General features: G+C 63.8%; 17 protein-coding genes and 1 pseudogene. 14 read left to right on the plus strand and 4 right to left on the minus strand.

Annotated elements, in window-relative coordinates; genetic code table 11:
* The first annotated feature begins 138 nt into the window (after window positions 1-138).
* A complete protein-coding gene (locus tag AB7F41_RS15250) occupies window positions 139-966 on the plus strand; it encodes an outer membrane protein (RefSeq protein WP_428406665.1) in 828 nt (275 codons plus the stop codon).
* A 217-nt stretch (window positions 967-1,183) separates the two neighbouring features.
* Window positions 1,184-2,857, plus strand: a complete 1,674-nt coding sequence (locus tag AB7F41_RS15255) for an acyl-CoA dehydrogenase family protein (protein ID WP_428385787.1) — start codon at window positions 1,184-1,186, stop codon at window positions 2,855-2,857.
* Window positions 2,858-3,030: 173 nt separating this feature from the next.
* On the opposite strand, the gene AB7F41_RS15260 is transcribed toward AB7F41_RS15255, so the two are convergent.
* Entirely contained in the window at window positions 3,031-3,456 is a 426-nt protein-coding gene (locus AB7F41_RS15260) for an MAPEG family protein (protein ID WP_428385789.1), read from the minus strand.
* A gap of 161 nt (window positions 3,457-3,617) precedes the next feature.
* Between AB7F41_RS15260 and AB7F41_RS15265 the strand changes: the two genes are divergently transcribed.
* The 9 genes from AB7F41_RS15265 (at window position 3,618) to AB7F41_RS15305 (ending at window position 13,777) form a co-directional block, all read left to right on the plus strand.
* A complete protein-coding gene (locus AB7F41_RS15265) occupies window positions 3,618-4,049 on the plus strand; it encodes a hypothetical protein (protein ID WP_428385791.1) in 432 nt (143 codons plus the stop codon).
* 60 nt (window positions 4,050-4,109) lie between these two features.
* On the plus strand, window positions 4,110-4,727 hold the full coding sequence (locus tag AB7F41_RS15270; protein ID WP_428406666.1) for a glutathione S-transferase family protein: 618 nt from the start codon (window positions 4,110-4,112) through the stop codon (window positions 4,725-4,727).
* A 529-nt stretch (window positions 4,728-5,256) separates the two neighbouring features.
* Complete coding sequence (locus AB7F41_RS15275) at window positions 5,257-7,029, plus strand: acetolactate synthase 3 large subunit (protein WP_428406667.1); 1,773 nt, start codon at window positions 5,257-5,259, stop codon at window positions 7,027-7,029.
* Between the two features lie 81 nt (window positions 7,030-7,110).
* Window positions 7,111-7,662, plus strand: a complete 552-nt coding sequence (gene ilvN / locus AB7F41_RS15280) for an acetolactate synthase small subunit (RefSeq protein ID WP_428385367.1) — start codon at window positions 7,111-7,113, stop codon at window positions 7,660-7,662.
* A gap of 119 nt (window positions 7,663-7,781) precedes the next feature.
* On the plus strand, window positions 7,782-8,801 hold the full coding sequence (gene ilvC / locus AB7F41_RS15285) for a ketol-acid reductoisomerase (RefSeq protein ID WP_428385365.1): 1,020 nt from the start codon (window positions 7,782-7,784) through the stop codon (window positions 8,799-8,801).
* A 186-nt stretch (window positions 8,802-8,987) separates the two neighbouring features.
* Entirely contained in the window at window positions 8,988-9,788 is an 801-nt protein-coding gene (locus AB7F41_RS15290) for a nuclear transport factor 2 family protein (protein ID WP_428385363.1), read from the plus strand.
* Between the two features lie 119 nt (window positions 9,789-9,907).
* Window positions 9,908-10,654, plus strand: coding sequence for an NUDIX hydrolase (locus AB7F41_RS15295; protein WP_428406668.1), 747 nt, complete (start codon window positions 9,908-9,910; stop codon window positions 10,652-10,654).
* An 11-nt stretch (window positions 10,655-10,665) separates the two neighbouring features.
* Window positions 10,666-12,477 carry a 3-dehydroquinate synthase gene (gene aroB / locus AB7F41_RS15300; RefSeq protein ID WP_428385359.1) on the plus strand — a complete coding sequence of 604 codons (1,812 nt, stop codon included), beginning with the start codon at window positions 10,666-10,668 and terminating at the stop codon, window positions 12,475-12,477.
* Between the two features lie 4 nt (window positions 12,478-12,481).
* Entirely contained in the window at window positions 12,482-13,777 is a 1,296-nt protein-coding gene (locus AB7F41_RS15305) for an HlyC/CorC family transporter (RefSeq protein ID WP_428385357.1), read from the plus strand.
* A 25-nt stretch (window positions 13,778-13,802) separates the two neighbouring features.
* On the opposite strand, the gene AB7F41_RS15310 is transcribed toward AB7F41_RS15305, so the two are convergent.
* From AB7F41_RS15310 to AB7F41_RS15320, 3 genes are all read right to left on the minus strand, one after another.
* Entirely contained in the window at window positions 13,803-15,227 is a 1,425-nt protein-coding gene (locus AB7F41_RS15310) for an HWE histidine kinase domain-containing protein (protein WP_428385355.1), read from the minus strand.
* 93 nt (window positions 15,228-15,320) lie between these two features.
* A complete protein-coding gene (locus AB7F41_RS15315; RefSeq protein WP_428385353.1) occupies window positions 15,321-15,875 on the minus strand; it encodes a sigma-70 family RNA polymerase sigma factor in 555 nt (184 codons plus the stop codon).
* Complete coding sequence (locus AB7F41_RS15320) at window positions 15,872-16,063, minus strand: NepR family anti-sigma factor (protein WP_428385352.1); 192 nt, start codon at window positions 16,061-16,063, stop codon at window positions 15,872-15,874. Before AB7F41_RS15320 ends, AB7F41_RS15315 begins: the two co-directional genes overlap by 4 nt.
* A 238-nt stretch (window positions 16,064-16,301) precedes the next feature.
* Here AB7F41_RS15320 and AB7F41_RS15325 point away from each other — a divergent pair, with 238 nt between their 5' ends.
* The 3 genes and pseudogenes from AB7F41_RS15325 to AB7F41_RS15335 all read left to right on the plus strand — a co-directional run.
* Window positions 16,302-17,090, plus strand: coding sequence for a response regulator (locus AB7F41_RS15325; protein ID WP_428385351.1), 789 nt, complete (start codon window positions 16,302-16,304; stop codon window positions 17,088-17,090).
* Between the two features lie 182 nt (window positions 17,091-17,272).
* A complete protein-coding gene (locus AB7F41_RS15330) occupies window positions 17,273-19,093 on the plus strand; it encodes an ABC transporter ATP-binding protein/permease (protein ID WP_428385349.1) in 1,821 nt (606 codons plus the stop codon).
* Between the two features lie 169 nt (window positions 19,094-19,262).
* A pseudogene (locus AB7F41_RS15335) lies at window positions 19,263-19,929 on the plus strand (hypothetical protein); the annotation flags it as partial.

Raw genomic sequence — 19,929 nt, forward strand, 5'->3', positions numbered from 1 at the left:
GCAGGCGTCACATACTTTCTAACCCCGTAATGGTATGTTGATTTTTATTACACTTACTCCCGATCTGCAGGCGCGACGAGTAATTACCTCGGGTGGTACGCCGCCACGGTTCCTGAGCTCACTTTTCAGAATTTTGCGGTGCTCAGCGGAGGTTATATCCCGGCGAGCACTTCAGGCGCGCTTGCGACGCAATCTTTCAATGTTTCGCTGAATTGGATTGTTTCATCCGAAGCCGCTATCCGCAAAGCCTCCGCGCCGGCGACGCCGGCGGAGCCCTCGGACTGGAGGGGCGCCTACGCCGGTCTGAACATCGGGGCGGGATGGGGCGCCAATGGCGGCGACAACAATAATTGGAATATCGACGTCGTTCGTGGCGGCTACAGCAATAATCTCGCGGCGGACGGCGCGGGCGGCGGAGTCATCGGCGGCGGTCAGATCGGCTATAATTGGACTATGAGCCCGATGTTCCTTGTCGGCGCGGAAACCGATCTCCAGGGAACGAGCCTTGCCTCTGGCGGCGGAACCGAGCCCGGTCCGGTCTTGAATCTGAACCCCGGGTGGATCTCCTATTTTCCTGGCACAAGGGGCGGCGGCGTCGGCGTCGACTGGTTCGGAACCCTTCGCGGCCGCGCCGGCGTGACTCTGGCGCCCAGCGTGCTGCTCTATGGGACGGGCGGTTTCGCTTATGCCGATATCAGACGGCGGGGCTGGGGGAATGGCGGCTCGACGCTTCAGACAGGCTGGGCGGCCGGCGGCGGCGTCGAGTGGATGTTCATGCCGAACTGGTCCGCCAAGGCGGAATATCTCTACGCCAACGTCTCGGGCGGAAATAGTCGTTGGAACGGCAATAGCATGCTGATCGGCCTGAAAGACGGCGCCGCTCAAATGCAGTGGAATATGCTGCGCGCCGGGGTGAATTATCACTTCAAACTGACCGCTCCGCCCAATGTGCTCGCAAGTTACTAGAGCCAAGAGATTGGAGTCACGGCGATTGTGAAACGCGGTCATTGTCGCGCGTCTGCCCTCGCCGCTTCGGACATCGGTCGACCGCTGCCGTTGGCCCGCTGTTGGACAGCGGCGACGGCGTGACCGCCCGCGTCCGGTTGCGTCCCAGGCGAAATGACGGCATGTAAGGCGCGAAATTGACCAGCGCCTGAGGGGCGCCCGACCTCCGGAACGTGAAATGACCGCAGCCGTCGCGACAAAACTTGAAGCCGCCGATTGGACGAGTGACGCGAAAGAGGCGCTCGCCGCCGTCGAGGCGCTCTACAAGGACGCGCTCGCGAGCGTGCGCGCCCGCGTCACGAAAGACGGCAAGCTGTCCAACGAGCTGATCGAGGCGGATCAGCACGCCGCCCACGGCCTCGCCTGGCTTGCGACCTACGTCCAGGGGCTGCGCGAGCTCATCGACTACGCCGAGCGTCTCTCCGCCGAGGGCGCCTATGGCGAAACCGAAGAACTGTTGAACCAGATCGGCTTCGCCGAGTTTCTTGCGCAGATCTACGGCGGCATTCCGATGAGCCAGGGCGAGATCGTCCGGCTCAGCGACTTCGGGCTCGCCAGCCAGCAGGTCGCGGCGCGGCGTCCCGGCTCTGTCGACCGGCTGATCCTTTCCGGCAATACGCCCGCGAACCGCGCCCGACTCGCCGAACTCATCGACCATCATGCGGCGGCGGAGACGATCGGCGCCTCCGGCCTCGACGAGACCCTCGAGGCGATCCGCAGCGAGATGCGCAAATTCGCCTTCGACCATGTCACGCCCTATGCGCAGGACTGGCACGCCAAGAACGAATATATCCCGCTCAGCGTCATCTCCGGCCTCGCCGAACTCGGCGTCTTCGGCCTGACGATTCCGGAGGAATATGGCGGCTCGGGCATGGGCAAGATCGCCATGTGCGTCGTCTCCGAGGAATTGTCGCGCGCCTATATCGGCGTCGGCTCGCTGGGCACGCGCTCGGAGATCGCCGGCGAACTGATCCTGGTCGGCGGCACGCCGGCGCAGAAGGAAAAATATCTTCCGCAGATCGCCACGGGCGAAATCCTGCCAACCGCCGTCTTCACCGAGCCCAACAACGGCTCCGATCTCGCGGGGCTGCGCACCCGCGCGACGCTGGATGGCGGCGTCTACAAGGTCTTCGGCAACAAGACCTGGATCACCCATCCGGTGCGCGCCGATCTCATGACGCTGCTCGTTCGCACCAACCCGAATGAGAAGGGCTACAAGGGCCTGTCCATGCTGCTCGCCGAAAAGCCGCGCGGCGACGACGAGGATCCTTTCCCGGCGAAGGGCATGACCGGCGGCGAGATCGAAGTGCTCGGCTACCGCGGCATGAAGGAGTTCGAGATCGGCTTCGACAATTTCGAAGTGCCGGCCGAAAATCTTCTCGGCGGCGAGGAGGGCAAGGGCTTCAAGCAGCTCATGGAGACCTTCGAGTCGGCCCGCATCCAGACGGCGGCGCGCGCGCTCGGCGTCGCCCAATGCGCGCTCGATCTCGGCCTGAAATACGCCAAGGAGCGCATTCAGTTCGGCAAGCCGCTGTTCTCCTTCCCGCGCGTCTTCAACAAGATCGTCTCGATGGCGGTGGAGATCCACGTCGCCCGCCAGATCACCTATTTCGCCGCGCGCGAGAAGGATGAGGGCAAGCGCTGCGACCTCGAGGCCGGCATGGCGAAGCTGCTCGGCGCCCGCGTCGCCTGGGCGGCGGCCGACAACGCCCTGCAGATTCATGGCGGCAATGGCTTTGCGCTGGAATATCCGGTGTCGCGCGTGCTGTGCGACGCCCGCATCCTCAATATTTTCGAGGGCGCGGCGGAGATTCAGGCGCAGGTGATCGCGCGGCGGTTGCTGGAAGGGTAAGCGCCGCAAGGCGTCCCGAGGAGAAATTCGCGCATGGCCGGACCAGCCCGGCCATGACAGCGAAAAAAGCGACGCCCACGAATGAAAAGCTCAACTTCTTAGCGTCATGCCCGCGCGTGTCGCGGGCGTTCACGCGCTCTCATTGCGGGCGTCTCAGAGACTGAAGCTTCTCGTCACCCCTGCGCCCAAAGCGCGATCAGCGCGCCCATGACGAACATCGAGATCGCCTGCACAAAGTAAAAGGCGAAGCGGATCGATGCGACGACATTGGTCTGCTCCAGCAGCAGGTGGACCACGCTCTGGCAGACTCTCGCGACGAGAATGGCGATCGCCAGCGCGTCCAGCACAGGACTCGCGACGCGCGCGGCGAGCATCGCCACGACGAGCGCGCCGTAGACGGGAAGATTCTCGAGACAGTTCATATGGGCGCGCATCGCGCGGCGATACCACTCGCCGCCTTGCGGCTCGTCGGCGCGCCAGTCGGAGACCGTCGCGCGGCCGGTCAGTATGCGGCTCCAGCGATAGACTCCGACGGTCGTAAAAAGCAGCAGCAGCGTCCAGAGCGCGAAACCGAGCAGGACCCAGACGGGGATGGGCATTCGAGCCTCCGGGAATGAGCGCCGCGGCTTGGGGCGACGAACTTCTCGGCCGCACGATAGACAGCGACCGCCCTATTTTTGGTTATCGTCCTGCTCTGCCGGCCGCCGCGAGTGGATTCCGCTCCTGTGGCCTCTGGCGGCGCCGAATTTCGGAAGCAATCATGACCAAGCCCATCTATCGCCTCGTCGACGGCTCACGCGGCCCGCGGCGAGATTTCCGCATCACCGTCGGCCTGCGTGAAGGCTGGGAGGCGGAGGGGCGCGTCTATGACGTCTCCGAGGCGGTGCGCTGCGCGCGCGCCTGGATGCGCCGGCGCGTCGAAGCGGGGCAGCCCGCGCTCTCCGGCATGTTCACGCGCGGCGAGGTGACCTATGCTTGGCCAAAAGGGGACGGCGCGGTCGGCTCGGACCGTGAGCCTGTCGCCATCTTCACCGGCGAAGCGGTGCACGCGTACCTCGGCCGCCAGCCCGATGCGCAGATCGAGGCGATGCTGAACGAGCTCGCCAGCGAGCTCGGGGCGGCGCTGGGACAGGAGCGCCTCTATGTCGCCTTCTGCGACAAGACCTGGATTCTCGACTGCGGCGAGGGATAGGCGACGCGCCTGCGGCCCGCCGCCCTATCCTAAGGGCGACGCTCTTAGTCGGAGACCCTCATGCTCACGCTCTATTATCATGCCGGCGCTTGCTCCCTTGCGCCGCATATTGCTCTTGAATGGATTGGCGCGCCGTACGAGACCAAGGAGGTCGAGTTTGGCGACAAGGAATATCTGAAGATCAATCCGTCCGGCGCGGTGCCGGCGCTCGACACCGGCGAAGGCTGGATCCTGACCCAGGCCGCGGCCGTGCTGCGTTACCTCGCGGATCGCTTCCCTCAGGCCGGGCTCGCGATCGGCGGATCGCCGCGCGACGAAGCCGAGGCCGACCGCTGGTCTTCTTTTATGACAGGCGATCTTCACCCGGCGTTCTTCCCGCTGTTTTCGCCCAATCGCTATACGCGCGCCCGGAAGAAGGAGGCGATCGACGACGTGCGCGAAGCCGCCAAGGCGCTTGTGGGCAGGAAGTTCGATGTTCTCGACGCGCATCTTGCGGGACGCCGCTTCATTGTCGGCGACGCGCGCAGCTATCTCGACGCCTATGTCTTTCCGATGGAGCGCTGGGCCGCGTCGATGCTGGAGGATGGGTTGTCGAAATATCCCAATGTTCGCAAGCATTACGACATGATGGCGGCGGACGAAGGGGTCAAGCGCGCTTTGGCCGCCGAAGGCGCCTGAACCGGTCTCTTGCGCGTCTCCTGCGCGTTTGGCCCCGATGGCGTCGGGTCAAGCGTTCCGCCGCGCTCAGCGCAATCTGCGCTGAGGCGGCGATGCGCCGGGCGACGCGTTCCACCAATGGATGGAGAAGGAGCGCGTCAGCCCTCAAGAGGCCGGGAGGCTCTTTCCGATCGGACGCCTGGGCAAGGCCGAGGAGTGACGGAAGCCGTGCGCCAGTGCTGGGAACAGGCGCGCTTCATCCCCAGGCGCCGGCTCGTCGTCGACGGCGGGTGGACCGCGCGCCGAGAAGATGCGTCGACGTCGGCGCGACGCCCTTGATTATCGGGCCGCTGTCCCGTAACGTCGCCCGCGATCAAAAAGCGTGGAGCGCATGCGCGGAATTCTCGTATCTCGAGCGCCAGGAACGGAGCGGGGCTAGGCCCGGCCTCCGCCAGCGGCGCTTGACCCAAGGCCCCAAGAGGGCCTTTTTTGTTGCCCGAAGCTACGAAAGATCCTTGTCGCCAGCAGCGAAGCAAGACGGAAAGTGACAATGTCGAAGGAAATGACCGGCGCTGAAATGGTGGTCGAAGCCCTGAAGGACCAGGGCGTGGAAATTATTTTCGGCTATCCCGGCGGCGCCGTTCTTCCGATCTATGACGTGCTTTTCCACCAGGACAAGGTTCAGCACATTCTCGTGCGCCATGAGCAGGGGGCGGCCCACGCCGCCGAAGGCTATGCGCGCTCCTCCGGCAAGGTTGGCGTGCTGCTCGTCACCTCGGGACCCGGCGCCACCAATACGGTGACCGGCCTGACCGACGCGCTGATGGATTCGATCCCGGTCGTCTGCATCACCGGGCAGGTGCCGACGCATCTCATCGGCTCCGACGCCTTTCAGGAATGCGACACGGTCGGGATCACCCGCCATTGCACGAAGCACAATTATCTCGTCAAGAACATCGCCGATCTGCCGCGCGTGCTGCATGAAGCCTTCTATGTGGCCTCGTCCGGCCGGCCTGGACCGGTGGTCATCGACATCCCGAAGGACGTGCAGTTTGCGCGGGGCGTCTACGCGCCGCCGCGCAGCGCCGCGCACAAGACCTATCATCCCAAGCTCGACGCCGACATGGAGGCGATCCAGCAGGCCGTGCGCATGATGGCCGCGGCCAAGCGTCCGATCTTTTACACGGGCGGCGGCGTCATCAATTCCGGACCCGCGGCGTCGACGCTGTTGCGCGAACTCGTCAGCCTGACAGGCTTTCCGATCACCTCGACGCTGATGGGGCTCGGCGCCTATCCGGGTTCCGGCGAGAACTGGCTCGGCATGCTCGGCATGCATGGCACCTGGGAGGCCAATCACGCCATGCATGACTGCGATCTGATGATCGCGGTCGGCGCGCGTTTCGACGACCGCATCACCGGCCGTCTCGACGCCTTCTCGCCGGGCTCGAAGAAGATTCATATCGACATCGATCGGTCGTCGATCAACAAGAACGTCAAGGTCGACCTGGCCATCGTCGGCGATTGCGGCCATGTGCTCGAAGTGATGACGCGCCTGTGGCGCGCCGAGGCGATGAGCGCGGACAAGCAGCCGCTCGATCATTGGTGGTCGAAGATCAACGAATGGCGGGCGCGGAAGTCGCTGGCGTTTCGCAATTCCGAGACGGCGATCAAGCCGCAATATGCGGTGCAGCGTCTCTATGCGCTGACCAAGGATCGCGACGTCTATGTCACGACTGAAGTCGGGCAGCATCAGATGTGGGCCGCCCAGCACTATCATTTCGAAGAGCCGAACCGCTGGATGACGTCGGGCGGACTCGGCACGATGGGCTACGGCCTGCCGGCGGCGATCGGCGCCCAGCTCGCGCATCCCGGCTCGCTGGTGATCGACATCGCCGGCGAGGCCTCCATTCTGATGTGCATTCAGGAAATGTCGACGGCGATCCAATACCGGCTGCCGGTGAAGATCTTCATCCTCAACAACGAATATATGGGCATGGTCCGCCAGTGGCAGGAACTGCTGCATGGCGGGCGCTATTCGCACAGCTATTCCGAGGCGCTTCCCGACTTCGTCAAGCTCGCCGAAGCTTTTGGCGCCAAGGGCATCCGCTGCTCCGATCCGGCGTCGCTCGACGCCGCGATCCAGGACATGATCGACTATGACGGGCCGGTGATCTTCGACTGCGTCGTCGACAAGGTTGAAAATTGCTTCCCGATGATCCCCTCCGGCAAGGCGCATAACGACATGCTGCTGGCGGACCTTTCGGACGATGCGGGACTCGAGATCGGATCGGTCATCGACGAAAAAGGAAAGATGCTTGTATAGGCAGTCCGCCTTCGGCGGTCGGCAGTCGTATGAGCTGCATCGACTGTCGTTCGACGATCCGCCGACCGCTCAAGGATACTGATGAACGCTCCTGCTTCTCCACCTTCCCCCTACGCGGCCGCGACGACCAGCTCCAAGGCCGAGTCGCATACGCTTTCCGTGCTCGTCGACAATGAGCCCGGCGTATTGGCGCGCGTCGTCGGCCTGTTCTCGGGCCGCGGCTACAATATCGAGAGCCTGACCGTCGCCGAAGTCGCCCACGCCGAACATCTGTCCCGCATCACCATCCTGACCTCGGGCGCGCCGGAAACGATTCAGCAGATCCATCATCAGCTCGAGCGCCTTGTCCCCGTGCATCAGGTGACCGACCTCACCGTCGCGAAACGCTCGCTCGAGCGCGAACTCGCGATGGTGAAAGTCAAGGGGAGAGGCGAACATCGCACCTTCGCGCTGCAGCTTGCCGAAGCCTTTCGCGCCCGCATCGTCGACGCGACCACCGAGAGCTTCATCTTCGAATTGACCGGCAAGCCGCACAAGATCGACGAATTCGTCGATCTGATGCGTCCCATCGGCTTGGTCGAAGTGTCCCGCACGGGCGTCGCCGCGATCGCCCGGGGGCCGGAGCCGATCTAAAGCGCGAGAATTTTGACCTTGCCCGGCGGCCCGCGTAGAAGGGGCCCGCCAAAGAATTCGACGGCGTCCGGGGCGCCGTTCCCCCAAGAAGCGCACGCACACCAAGGGAAGCAGAGCAAATGCGCGTTTATTACGATCGGGACGCCGACATCAATCTGATCAAGGGCAAGAAAGTCGCCATCGTCGGCTACGGCAGCCAGGGACACGCGCATGCGCTCAATCTGAAGGACAGCGGCGTCACCGAAGTCGCGGTGGCGCTGCGCGAAGGCTCGGCGTCGGCCAAGAAGGCCGAAGGAGCCGGGCTGAAGGTGATGAGCGTCGCCGACGCCGCGAAATGGGCGGACGTGGTGATGATGCTCACACCGGACGAATTGCAGGGCGAGATCTATGCAAATGAGCTTGCGCCCAATCTTAAGCAGGGCGCGGCGCTCTTTTTCGCCCATGGGCTGAACATTCATTTCAACCTGATCGAGCCGCGCGCCGATCTCGACGTCGCCATGGTCGCGCCCAAGGGGCCGGGCCACACGGTGCGCGGCGAATATCTGAAGGGCGGCGGCGTGCCCTGCCTAATGGCTGTGCACCAGGACGCGTCGGGCAACGCCAAGCAGATCGCGCTGTCCTATGCTTCGGCGATCGGCGGCGGCCGCGCCGGCATCATCGAAACGACCTTCCGCGAAGAATGCGAGACGGATCTTTTCGGCGAGCAGGTCGTGCTGTGCGGCGGTCTGGTCGAACTGATCCGCGCCGGATTCGAGACGCTCGTCGAGGCCGGTTATGCGCCGGAAATGGCGTATTTTGAATGCCTTCATGAAGTGAAGCTGATCGTCGACCTCATCTATGAGGGCGGCATCGCCAATATGAACTATTCCGTGTCGAACACCGCCGAATATGGCGAGTATGTCACCGGACCGCGCATCATCACCAAGGACACCAAGGCGGAGATGAAGCGCGTGCTTGACGATATCCAGAGCGGCAAATTCACCCGCGACTGGATGCTCGAGAACAAGGTTGGCCAGACCTCCTTCAAGGCCACGCGCACGCGGAACAACGCCCATCCGATCGAAGAGGTCGGCGTTCGTCTGCGCGGCATGATGCCCTGGATCGGCAAGAATAAGTTGGTCGACAAGGACCGCAATTAGCGCGTAATAATCCCAAAAAGTCGAGCGCGCATTCGGATTTGGGAGAGTCCGACGGAGCCGTCAGCGCTAAGCGCAGTGACGGACGCTCGCCGCAGTGGGGGATGAATGCACGGGCCGGGCGGGCGGTCGAGTCAGATTATCGAGAGCGAAACGCGTCGGCGCGTGCACGAGATTGTACGAAGCCGCATGGCGTACGACGTCTCGACCATGGTCGAACATTTCGTCGAAGACGTCGAGTTGAACTACAGCTGCTCGCGGCTTGGCGTGCTTCCGCCCGGACAATGGCGCGGCCGCGATGCGTTGCGCGCGCATTTGCGTCGGGTCGACGTCGATTATGAGCCGCTCGACGCAGAGATTCTCACGGTGCTCGTCGAAGGCGACGATACGGTGGTGCGTTGGCTCGGCAGTTGGCGCCACCGCGCCACCGGCCAGATCCATCGCATGGACTTGGCGCATTTTCTGCGCTGGCGAAACGGCCTCGTTTCGAAAATGCACGAATTCCGCGACCATCGTTGCGAGACGCGCGGCGCGGATCGTGTGCCGGAGAGTCTGGACGACATTCTCAATCCGCGCGGCCCGGGACTGTCGCGCGATGAAATGGCGCGCCGACTGGTGGCGATGAGCAGCTTCTCCTGCGGCCCCGACGTCGCTTTGTTCCGCGACCTGTGTTCGCCCGACGTCGTGTGTGAATTCGTCGGCGACCGCGCGTCGATTGCGCATGCCGGACGGCATCGCGGCGTTGAGGCGCTGATCAGCATCGTGCGCAGCATCGGCATGGAATTCGAGCAATTGGGACATGTCAGTCGCGATGGGCTGATCGTCGACGGCGGAAACGCTGCCGCGCGGCGAACCGTCGAATGGCGCCATCGCGGCACGGGCCGCCGCGGTCAGGTTCAGCTTGCCGATTTCGTGCGCTTCGAGGACGGCCGCATCGTCGAAATCATCGAATTTCACGACAGTATGGCGCTTCTGCAGATGCGGGCGTAACGAAGCGCCGTGACCCTCTCGTCGCCGATCCGTCCTTCCGGCCGCAATTCAGTTGGCGCGCGCAAGCGCTTCCGGTTTGCCGGCGCAGCGCGCCTGTCCGCTCCGGGAGCGATCTTCCCGTGACCGTCGAAGTCTTGGACCTCGATCGGCTCGATTGTCGCTTCGTCGATCATCGCTGGCGCTTTGCCGAAGAACGATCCGTCGAGATCGGGCGCCACTGGGAGGAGCGCCGGCGCCGCAATCCAACCCTGTATGACGGCCGCGTGCTGCTCGCCTGTCAGGTCGAATGCGCGATCGACGACGATCGCGCGCGCGTCTTGCGCATGTCGCTCTTCGAGACGCGCTTTTCGCATTTTCTGGCCTGGCGCGAATTCGGCTGGCCGGATGAAACCGTCTACAATTGCTTTTCGATGCCGGCGGCGCGCTCGCGTGACGGCGCTTATCTGCTTGGCGAAATGGGGCCGAGCCATTCCTATGCCGGTCGCCTCTATTTCCCCTGCGGCACCCCTGATCCGTCGGATATCGTCGCGGGCGGGAGGGTCGATCTTTTCGGCAGCCTCGTGCGCGAGCTCGCGGAAGAAACCGGCCTCGATGCGGCGCAGGCGCGCCCGGCGCCGGGCTGGACCGCGGTTTTCGATCGCCAATTTGTCGCCTGCGTCAAAAGGTTGGACTTTGACGCCTCCGCACAGGCGCTTCTGACGGGGGTGAGGGCCTTTCTGGCGCGCGAAAGCGCGCCCGAACTCGCCGACGCCCATATGTTTGCCGGTCCGGAGACGCTCGCCGACCCGCGTCTGCCCGGCTTTATGGTTGCTTATCTTTCGCGCACGCTCGGCGGCGCAGATGAAATTCCGCTCAGCGCAGGATAGATTTGGCGCAAATGACTCGAACGCAACCTTCCGGCGTCGTCTTCCCGCTTCCCCACCCGGGGAACGACCAGCGCGCCTGCGCGGTGCGCGCGGCGCTTGGCGGGCGCGCGATCGTGCTGGTCGGGATGATGGGTTCGGGAAAGAGCGCCATCGGCCAGAGGCTTGCGGCGCGTCTCGGCCTTCCCTTCGTCGACGCCGACGCCGAGATCGTCGCCGCGGCGGCCGGCATGTCCATTCCGGAGATTTTCTCCAGATACGGCGAGCGCTATTTCCGGGACGGCGAACGGCGCGTCATCATGCGCTTGCTGAACGGCGGCCCGATCGTGCTGGCGACCGGCGGCGGCGCCTTTCTCGACCCGCGCACCCGCGAGCGCATCGCCGAGCGGGGCGTTTCCGTGTGGCTTGACGCCGATCTGAAAACACTGCTGAAGCGCGTGCGTCGCAAGAACGACCGTCCTCTCCTGCAGACGGACGATCCCGAGGAAACGCTGCGCCAGTTGATGGACGCGCGCCGTCCCGTCTACGAACTCGCCGACCTCCGCGTCGAGTCGCGGGAAATTCCGCAGGACGCGATGGCGGATGACACGCTCGCCGCTCTCGCCGCCGGCTTGCCGAAGATCGAAGACCTGCGACGGCGCGCGCACAGCAAAGGTTTCGCCAAAGCCATGACGCATCTGCACCCCGCGCGCGCGGAAGGCGACGACGTTCTTCGACAGGAGATTGTCCGCGTCGCCCTCGGCGGACGCTCCTACAACATCATCATTGGCGGCGGCCTGCTTCAGCGGGCCGGCGAACAGATCGCGCAGATCGCTCCCGGCGCCCATTGCGCCGTCATCACCGACGAGAATGTCGCCAGATTGCACCTGCCGACGGTCGAGCAGAGCTTGAAGGACGCCGGCCTGCAAACGACGACGATCATCGTTCCCCCCGGCGAGGCGTCGAAATCCCTCTCGGTTTACGGCCGGGTCTGCGACGACGTGCTGGCCGCCCGGATCGAGCGACGCGATCTGATCGTCGCGCTTGGCGGCGGCGTCGTCGGCGACCTTGCCGGCTTCGTCGCGGCCAGCGTGCGGCGCGGCTCGCGCTTCGTGCAAATCCCGACGACGCTGCTGTCGCAGGTCGATTCTTCCGTCGGCGGCAAGACGGGGATCAACTCGCCGCACGGCAAGAACCTCATCGGCGCCTTCCATCAGCCGTCGCTGGTTCTGGCGGACGTCGACACGCTTCGAACTTTGCCGCTGCGCGAATTCCGCGCCGGCTACGCCGAGGTCGTGAAATATGGCCTGATCGGCGACGCGCGGTTCTTCGACTGGCTCGACGCCGACTCCGAAGCTGTCTTCCATAGTCAGGCGGAGCAGATTTGCGCCGTGGCGGTGAGCTGCGAGACGAAGGCGACGATCGTCGCGCGGGACGAAACGGAGCAGGGCGAACGGGCGCTTCTGAATCTCGGCCACACATTCGGCCACGCCTTCGAGCGCCTGACGAATTACGACAGCGCGCGCCTCGTTCACGGCGAGGGCGTCGCCATCGGAATGGCCTGCGCCGGCCGCTTCTCGGCGCGTCTTGGTCTGTGCGCCGAGGCTGTGGCGGAGCGGATCGAACGCCACCTCAAGGCTGTCGGCCTGCCGACGCGGATCCAAGATATCCCCGATTGGCAAGATGACGCGCAGGCGATTCTCGACTCGATGTATCAGGACAAAAAGGTCGAGCGCGGCGCTTTGACGTTCATTCTCCTGCGCGGCGTCGGCGAGGCGTTCATCGCGAAAGCCGTCGACGCCAATGAGGTGATCGGCTTTCTCAACGACGAGTTGAAGCGGACTTAGTCCCATGCATGGCCTCGAAACCGGCGCGCCGCAGGTCGACATATTGACTGCGGTTGTCATCGTCCTTGTTTGCGTCTTCCTGTCGGCGTTCTTTGCGGGATCCGAGACGGCGCTCACCGCCGCATCGCACGCCAGGATGCATTCGCTGGAGAAGGAGGGCGACAAGCGCGCCGCGGCCGTCAACCGCCTGCTGCGCCAACGCAACCGGATGATCGCCGCGCTGCTCCTTGGCGGCACTCTGGTCAATATCGGCGGCTCCGCCTTCACCACGAGCGTGCTCGTGGTCCTTGCGGGCGACAATGGCGCGATTTACGCGACCATCATCATGACCGTGCTGCTGCTGGTGTTCGCCGAGGTTCTGCCGAAGACGCTTGCGATCAATCATCCTGACGAGACGTCGCTGCGCGTCGCGAAATTCATCGCGCCGTTCGTGCGCATTGTCGGGCCGCTGCTCGCCGGCGTGGAATATGTCGTGCTGACGGTGCTGAAGATGGTGGGGGTCGAGGTCGGCCACGGCCGAACGGTGTTGTCGCCTTACGATGAATTGAAAAGCGCTGTTGATATTTTGCACGAGGAAGGCAATGTCGAACGCGCCGCGCGCGACATGTTCGGCGGCGTCCTCGACCTGCAGGTTCTGCATGTGTCGGACGTGATGATCCACCGCACCAAGATGCACACGATCGACGCCGATCTGCCGCCGGCCCAAATCGTGCGCGAAGTCCTGTCCTCGCCGTTCACCCGCATGCCGCTTTGGCGTGAGCGGCCGGACAATTTTGTTGGCGTGCTGCATTCGAAGGACATGCTGCGTGCGCTGGACGCCGCAGGCGGCGACGCCGCGAAGATTCACGTCGATGACGTGATGTTCGCTCCCTGGTTTGTGCCCGAGGCGACGACGCTCGAAGATCAGCTCGCCGCCTTCCTGAAGCGTAAGACTCATTTCGCTCTGGTCGTCGACGAATATGGCGAGGTGATGGGACTCGTCACGCTCGAAGATATTCTCGAAGAGATCGTCGGCGACATTCGCGACGAGCATGATCTTGCGGTGCAGGGCGTGCGTCCGCAACCCGACGGCTCGGTGCTGGTCGACGGCGCCGTGCCGGTGCGCGACCTTAATCGCGTCATGGCGTGGGATCTGCCCGACGAGGAGGCGACGACGATTGCGGGCCTCGTCATTCACGAAGCGGGAGCGATCCCCGAAGCGGGGCAGGTCTTCACCTATCACGGGTTCCGCTTCGAGGTGATGCGCAAGATCAGGAACCGCGTCACCGCATTGCGGGTGACGCCGCAGGAAGCCGTCTGACGATTCACGTTAGGCGCCGTCGGCGTCAGATTTCGGCGGAGAGTTCCGCCTGCAGGCCTTCACCGCGATAGGAGAGCGTGACGTCGCCGCCCATTTGGCGCGCAAGCACATTCGTGATCAGGAAATGCCCGACGCCGGTCTGTTCCGGGTTTTGGACCTCTGGGCCGCCCGTCTCCGTCCAATTCAAGACCAGACGCGGACGATCCTCTTCCTGCGCAACACGCCAGCTGATCGCGACCTGACCTTCGTCGCCGGACAGCGCGCCATGCTGTTCGGCGTTGGCGAGCAGTTCGTTGAGCGCCAGGCCCAGGGCCGCAGCGACGGCGGAACGCAATTCCACGTCTTCTCCCGATAACGAAATGCGATCGGAATAGTCGTGGTTTGCGCAAGACAGCGCGACCATGACCAGATCTCGCAGCGGCGTTCGCTCCCATGAGGTGCGGACGAGCAGCGTGGAGATGCGGCTCAGACACTGCACGCGATGCGAAAAACCCTGTTGAAAGCTTGTGAAGTCCTGCGCCGTCCGCGCCGTGATATTGGCGATCCCCTGAATCATCGCGAGCGAATTGTTGACGCGGTGATGCAACTCGCGATTCATCATCTGATTGTGAATTTCCGTGTTCTTGATGTCGTCGATGTCGGTGACGGCGACAATCGCGCCGATGATCGCGCGCTGGTCGTCGCGGATCGGCGCGCCGACGATGTTGATCCAGACGTAGACGCCGTCGCCTCGTTCGATCTTGCACTCGAGCTGCGGATGATCTTCGCCGGCCAGCGCGCGCGCGAGCGGAAATTCCTCGCTCGCGACCGGTCGGCCGTCCTGATGGATCGCGTTCCACAGGTAATAGCTTTCGGTGCTTTCCGAATAGCGAACCGGCCGACGCAGGATCGTTTCCATGACGTTATTGCCTTCGACGATGCGTCCGCCCGGCGCTTCGGCAATAACAATTCCGACGGGTATGGCGTCCAGCAAGGCGCGCAGCTGCAGATTGGCCCCGGCGCGGCTGATGATCGTCGAGCTTTTCGCCAGCAGATCGTTCAGTTCCGACAATCTCTTGCGCTTCGCGCGCAGACGCTCGTCGATGTCCTGAATGCTATGCGCAATCGCGTCGACCTCCCGAACGCCGGTGTCGCTCCATTTTGAGCTCCCGCGCGCTTCGACGGCGTGCGTCAACTCCGCGAGTTCATGTTGCGCTTTCAGCGCCTCACGGCGTTGCCGCGTCAGCCAGACAATCGCCACGAGCGCGACTGCAAGCGCAGCCGCGAGCGCGCCGACAGTGACGGGCCAGATCTTCGCAATCGTTGCGGCGCTCTCCGCGGCGTCGGCGGCGTTGGTCATGGCCAGTAACAGACCAAACCCCGCCGGCGCAGCCCGCGCCTTTGCCGCCGTCATCGCCGCCGCGCCGCTCGGCGGAGGCCGGGAGTAGGGACCGTCGCGGCCGTTTGTCATCGATGCAGCCAAAAATCCTTGGGGAAACCACCGGGCGCACCTGGTAAATAGCGTCGATCCGCGACCGCGCACCCCCCGCAAGGGTTTCGGCTGCTATACGGCGCGCGACGGCCGGCGTGACGCCAGGTCGGACACAGTGGGATCGGTGTCGATATCGCTCGGCGAGAGCAGGCCCAGATGCTCGGCAAGTTTGGCGCGGGCGCGGTTCAAGCGGCTCTTGACCGTGCCGATCGCGACGCCGCAAATCTCCGCCGCTTCCTCGTAAGAAAGCTCGGTGATCCCGATCATCAGGAGAATTTCCTTGTGTTCCGGGGCGAGTTTGTCCAACGCCGCTTGGACGTCCGTCAGCGTCAGGGCGGATTCCTGTCCGCCTTTTACCGGGATTTGCTGCGCCAGAAGATTGTCGCTGTCCTGCACTTCGCGCGAGCGCTTCCGGTAGCTGGAAAAATAAGTGTTGCGCAGAATGGTCACGAGCCAAGCGCGAAGGTTCGTATTGGGCTGGAACGAATCCGCGTGCGACCAGGCCTTGACCAAAGTGTCCTGGACGAGGTCGTCGGCGAGACTGTGAGAACCGCAGAGCGAAATGGCGAACGCGCGCAGATAGGGCATCTGCGACACCATCTGATCTCCAAAAGCCTCGTCGGTCATTTCTTTTCGCGCTGTTTGGCTTCCAGCTTGGCCAGCAGCACCGTAAACTTGTCTGGAATGGGTTGGTGGATCAAATCATCGCAATAAGCGCGAAACACGCGGCCAAGCTGCGCTTGAACTTTCGGATCGAGCGCAACGCCGTCCGCGCCGTCGACATCGGGGTCTCGCCCCCCTGCGCTGTCGCGCAAGTCCGATTCCGCGCCCCGGCAGGGGCCGTTGTTGTCGTCCTGATTTTCGCGTTGGCTCATTCTCGACCCCGAGTTTGCCCCGAGACTAGCCGCCTGCACTCGAGGTGGCCGAGCAACGACCTCCCTTGTTGGAACGCGTAAGAACACTAATTGTTCCGCAATTGCAAGCGAGGGAACGCTTTGACATATCAAGCGTTGCCGGAATTGACTTGGGCAGTCGGCGCAATAGGATGAAGCTATGAACCTTTCCCGAGAAATCGCAGTGCATCTGCCTTACCTGCGCCGCTTCGCCAGGGCGCTTTGCGGCTCCCAAAAAAGCGGCGACGCTTACGTTGTCGCGACGCTCGAGGCGCTCGTCGCGGACCCGGACGCTTTTCCAGCCGACATGTCGCCCAAGGTTGGGCTCTACCATTTGTTCATGGCCTCCTGGTCGTCGATCCGGCTGAACACCGAAGCGGCGCCCGCCGACGAGCTTTCCGCCGCACAGCGCAATATCAGCATGCTGACGCCACGCTCTCGGCAGGCCTTTCTCCTGCGTACGGTGGAAGGCTTTTCGGTTGGCGACGCTGCGGCCATTCTTGGGGTCAGCGAAGAAGAGGTTGACGCTCTCGTCAGAGAGGCGGGCCGTGAAATCGCGGAACGCGTCGCCACGGACGTGCTCATCATCGAGGACGAGTCGCTGATCGCGCAAGACATTGAGTTCATCGCGCGCGACCTTGGGCATCGCATTATCGGCGTCGCGCGCACGCATCAGGAGGCCGTCGAACTCGCCAAGCGCCAGCGGCCGGGGCTGATCCTCGCCGACATTCATCTCGCGGACGGGAGCTCAGGCCTCAACGCCGTCAACGAAATGCTCGAAAGTTTTGACGCGCCAGTGATTTTCATCACCGCATTTCCCGAACGCCTGCTGACCGGCGAGCGGCCCGAGCCGGCGTTTCTGATCAGCAAGCCTTATAAGGTGGACACGGTCAAAGCGACGATCAGTCAGGCGCTGTTCTTTGAGCGCAAAGCGTCGCGCGCGGCTTAGCTGCAGGCCTCTCGCGGGGGCGTTGGCGCGCAACCGCTTCACGAAAAGGGCGGCCTGACGCCTGTCGTCGTGCGGGCGCCGCGCGCCATATAGGGATGCGGATCAGGCGCGCGTTGCGCTGAGCCGCTCGAAAAACGCCCCTTCTTGTATTCGGGCGCTCGAGCACTGAGGGCGCTTCCACTGTGAATGGTCAAGCTATCGCGCAGGCCGCAGCTGCAGAGGTCAAGCAGCCGGGTCGATCGCGCTGGCGCGCGTTCTGCGCGCTCTCGCTGGACTTCTGGACCGGCGACACCAAGCGGAAAGCATGGACTTTGACCGGCCTGGTCGTCCTTTGCATCGCGCTGCAGCTCGGCGCCCAGCTCAGCATCAATGAATGGTATCGGAACTTTTTCGATGCGCTCGAACGCAAGAACGTCGGTTTATTGACATGGGCGACGGTTCTGCTGCCCGCGCTCGTCGCGTTCAGCGGTCTCGCCATCAGCGGCACGCTCGTCGCGCGCATGACATTGCAGATGCGCTGGCGCGAATGGCTGACCCGGAAGCTTGCAGGATGGTGGCTGGGGGACCGGCGCTACTATCGTCTTGAGATCGCCGCCGCCGAGCAGACCTCGCCCGAATACCGGATCGCCAAGGACGTGCAGCTCGCCATAGATCCGCTGGTCGAATTCGCCGTCGGTTTTCTGACCGCGTTGGCGACGGCGTTGGCGTTCGTCGGGGTTCTGTGGACCGTCGGCGGCGGCCTGGAGCTCAATCTGTTTGGAGCGCGGCTTGTGCTGCCGGGCTATCTCGGCTTCGCCGCCGTGATTTATGCGGCCGTCGCCGGCGCGTTCGCCTATATCGCGGGACGTCCGCTTGTTCCGGCGGTGGCGCAAAAGAACGAAACCGAAGCGCAGTTCCTCGCCGAACTTACCCGACTGAAGGAGAATGCGGAAAGCATCGCGCTCATTCGCGGCGACGCCGACGAACTCAGCTCGATCCTTCAGAACTATCGACGCGTCGTCGCCGCCTGGATGCGTCAGATTCAGCGAAACGGGGTGATCGCCACGGTGCAAAGCGCCAATGGCGCGCTGACGCCGCTCATTCCGCTCGTGCTCGTCGCGCCCAAATATCTGTCGGGCGGTTTGACGCTCGGCGCGGTCATGCAGCTTGCGTCCGCCTTCATGTCCGTGCAGGTCGCCTTCAACTGGTTCATCGACAATTCCGTGCGCGTCGCGGAATGGATGGCTTCGGCCAACCGGGTGGACGAACTCGCCGAAGCGCTCGAGAGTCTCGATATCGGCGTCATCATGGAAGACAAGGAGTATATCGAGTTCGGCGTCAGCGACGACGACTCGATTCACATCGAGGATCTCGCGGTCGCGCATCGCAACGGGCGAATCGTGATCGCCGGCGCCAATGTCGTGATCCCGGTCGGCGAAAAGCTGCTTGTCTCCGGCCCGAGCGGCACTGGAAAGAGCACGCTGGTTCGCGCGCTCGCCGGACTATGGCGATGGGGCTCCGGCCGCATCCTTCTGCCGAGAAACGCGCATATCGCGTTTGTGCCGCAAAAGCCATACATCCCGCTGGGAACGCTGCGCCAGGCGATGCTCTATTCGATCTCCGGCAGGGAGATCGCCGATCAAATGATCGAAGGCGCAATGCGGCGCTGCGGCCTTGGCTATCTCGTCAAACATCTCGACGAAGCGCAGCGCTGGGATCAGATCCTTTCCGGCGGCGAGCGGCAGCGAACCGCCTTTGTTCGGCTGCTGCTGCTCAGGCCGCAGATCATCATCATGGATGAGGCGACGTCTGCGCTCGACGAAGAAAGCCAGATATCGATGCTGCGCCTCTTCAATGAAGATCTGGCGGGCGCGACGGTGATCAGCGTCGGCCATCGCGCCGGGATGGAAGATTTTCACGACAAGAAACTCGTTCTCGAGCGCCGCGCCGCCGGCGCGCATATCACGAGCGGCAAGCTGCAAAAGTCGCTGTGGCATTTGTTCGACGACGCCGCGCCGTATTGATTTTCTGGTCGCCGCCGCGGCAGCGCCCGCGCCGCCTGTATCCTCAACTGTGCCCAACGATCCATATGTCGGGCGTCCCGAAGGACCTATCGTTTGCACTGCGTCGGCGAGCAAATGCGACAGGTGTTTGAGCGGCGCAGATTCCTTTGACCCTTTGGGAGGATCAGATATGCAAGTCGCTTATAATGGAGCAACGCCGTCGGTCGCGCCGATGGGCATGGTCGTCGATCAGATGTTTGCGCCGCAAGGCTTCATCGGCGGCGCGCTCGGCAGCGCGCTAGGCGGATTGGGCGGTGGCGCCGTCGGCCGTGCGCTTGGCAACCAGAATCTTGGTCGGCAGATTGGCAGCGTGGCGGGCGGCGTGCTCGGCGGACTGCTGCCGTTTGAGGCCGGCCCGCAACCTTATGCCGGCGCCTATTATGTCCCGCAGACGGCCGCGACGGGATTCGCCCCGCAGGGCATCGTCGGCGATGCGCTTGGCGCGATCGGGGCGCCGCTTGGCGGCTTCATCGGCGGCCGTTTCGGCAACGCCGGTCTGGGTCAGACGATCGGCGGCACGGTGGGCGGCCTCGCGCAGCGCTTCCTGCCGTTCGAAGCGGCGCCGGTGTTCGCCCCGCAGGGCATCGTCGGCGACGCGCTTGGCGCGATCGGCGCGCCGCTCGGCGGCTTCATCGGCGGCCGCTTCGGCAACGCTGGCCTCGGCCAGACGATCGGCGGCACGGTGGGCGGCCTCGCGCAGCGCTTCCTGCCATTCGAAGCGGCGCCGGTGTTCGCGCCGCAGGGCATCGTCGGCGACGCGCTTGGCGCGATGGGGGCGCCGGTGGGCGGGTTCATCG

This window comes from Methylocystis sp., assembly GCF_050251305.1.
In the GTDB taxonomy this organism is placed as follows: Bacteria; Pseudomonadota; Alphaproteobacteria; order Rhizobiales; family Beijerinckiaceae; genus Methylocystis.

Coding starts and splice junctions, on each gene's coding strand:
- AB7F41_RS15255 (WP_428385787.1), top strand. CDS start 1,184: ATGACCGCAGCCGTCGCGACAAAACTTGAAGCCGCCGATTGGACGAGT.
- AB7F41_RS15260 (WP_428385789.1), bottom strand. CDS start 3,456: ATGCCCATCCCCGTCTGGGTCCTGCTCGGTTTCGCGCTCTGGACGCTG.
- AB7F41_RS15265 (WP_428385791.1), top strand. CDS start 3,618: ATGACCAAGCCCATCTATCGCCTCGTCGACGGCTCACGCGGCCCGCGG.
- AB7F41_RS15270 (WP_428406666.1), top strand. CDS start 4,110: ATGCTCACGCTCTATTATCATGCCGGCGCTTGCTCCCTTGCGCCGCAT.
- AB7F41_RS15275 (WP_428406667.1), top strand. CDS start 5,257: ATGTCGAAGGAAATGACCGGCGCTGAAATGGTGGTCGAAGCCCTGAAG.
- ilvN (WP_428385367.1), top strand. CDS start 7,111: ATGAACGCTCCTGCTTCTCCACCTTCCCCCTACGCGGCCGCGACGACC.
- ilvC (WP_428385365.1), top strand. CDS start 7,782: ATGCGCGTTTATTACGATCGGGACGCCGACATCAATCTGATCAAGGGC.
- AB7F41_RS15290 (WP_428385363.1), top strand. CDS start 8,988: ATGGCGTACGACGTCTCGACCATGGTCGAACATTTCGTCGAAGACGTC.
- aroB (WP_428385359.1), top strand. CDS start 10,666: ATGACTCGAACGCAACCTTCCGGCGTCGTCTTCCCGCTTCCCCACCCG.
- AB7F41_RS15305 (WP_428385357.1), top strand. CDS start 12,482: ATGCATGGCCTCGAAACCGGCGCGCCGCAGGTCGACATATTGACTGCG.
- AB7F41_RS15310 (WP_428385355.1), bottom strand. CDS start 15,227: ATGACAAACGGCCGCGACGGTCCCTACTCCCGGCCTCCGCCGAGCGGC.
- AB7F41_RS15315 (WP_428385353.1), bottom strand. CDS start 15,875: ATGACCGACGAGGCTTTTGGAGATCAGATGGTGTCGCAGATGCCCTAT.
- AB7F41_RS15325 (WP_428385351.1), top strand. CDS start 16,302: ATGAACCTTTCCCGAGAAATCGCAGTGCATCTGCCTTACCTGCGCCGC.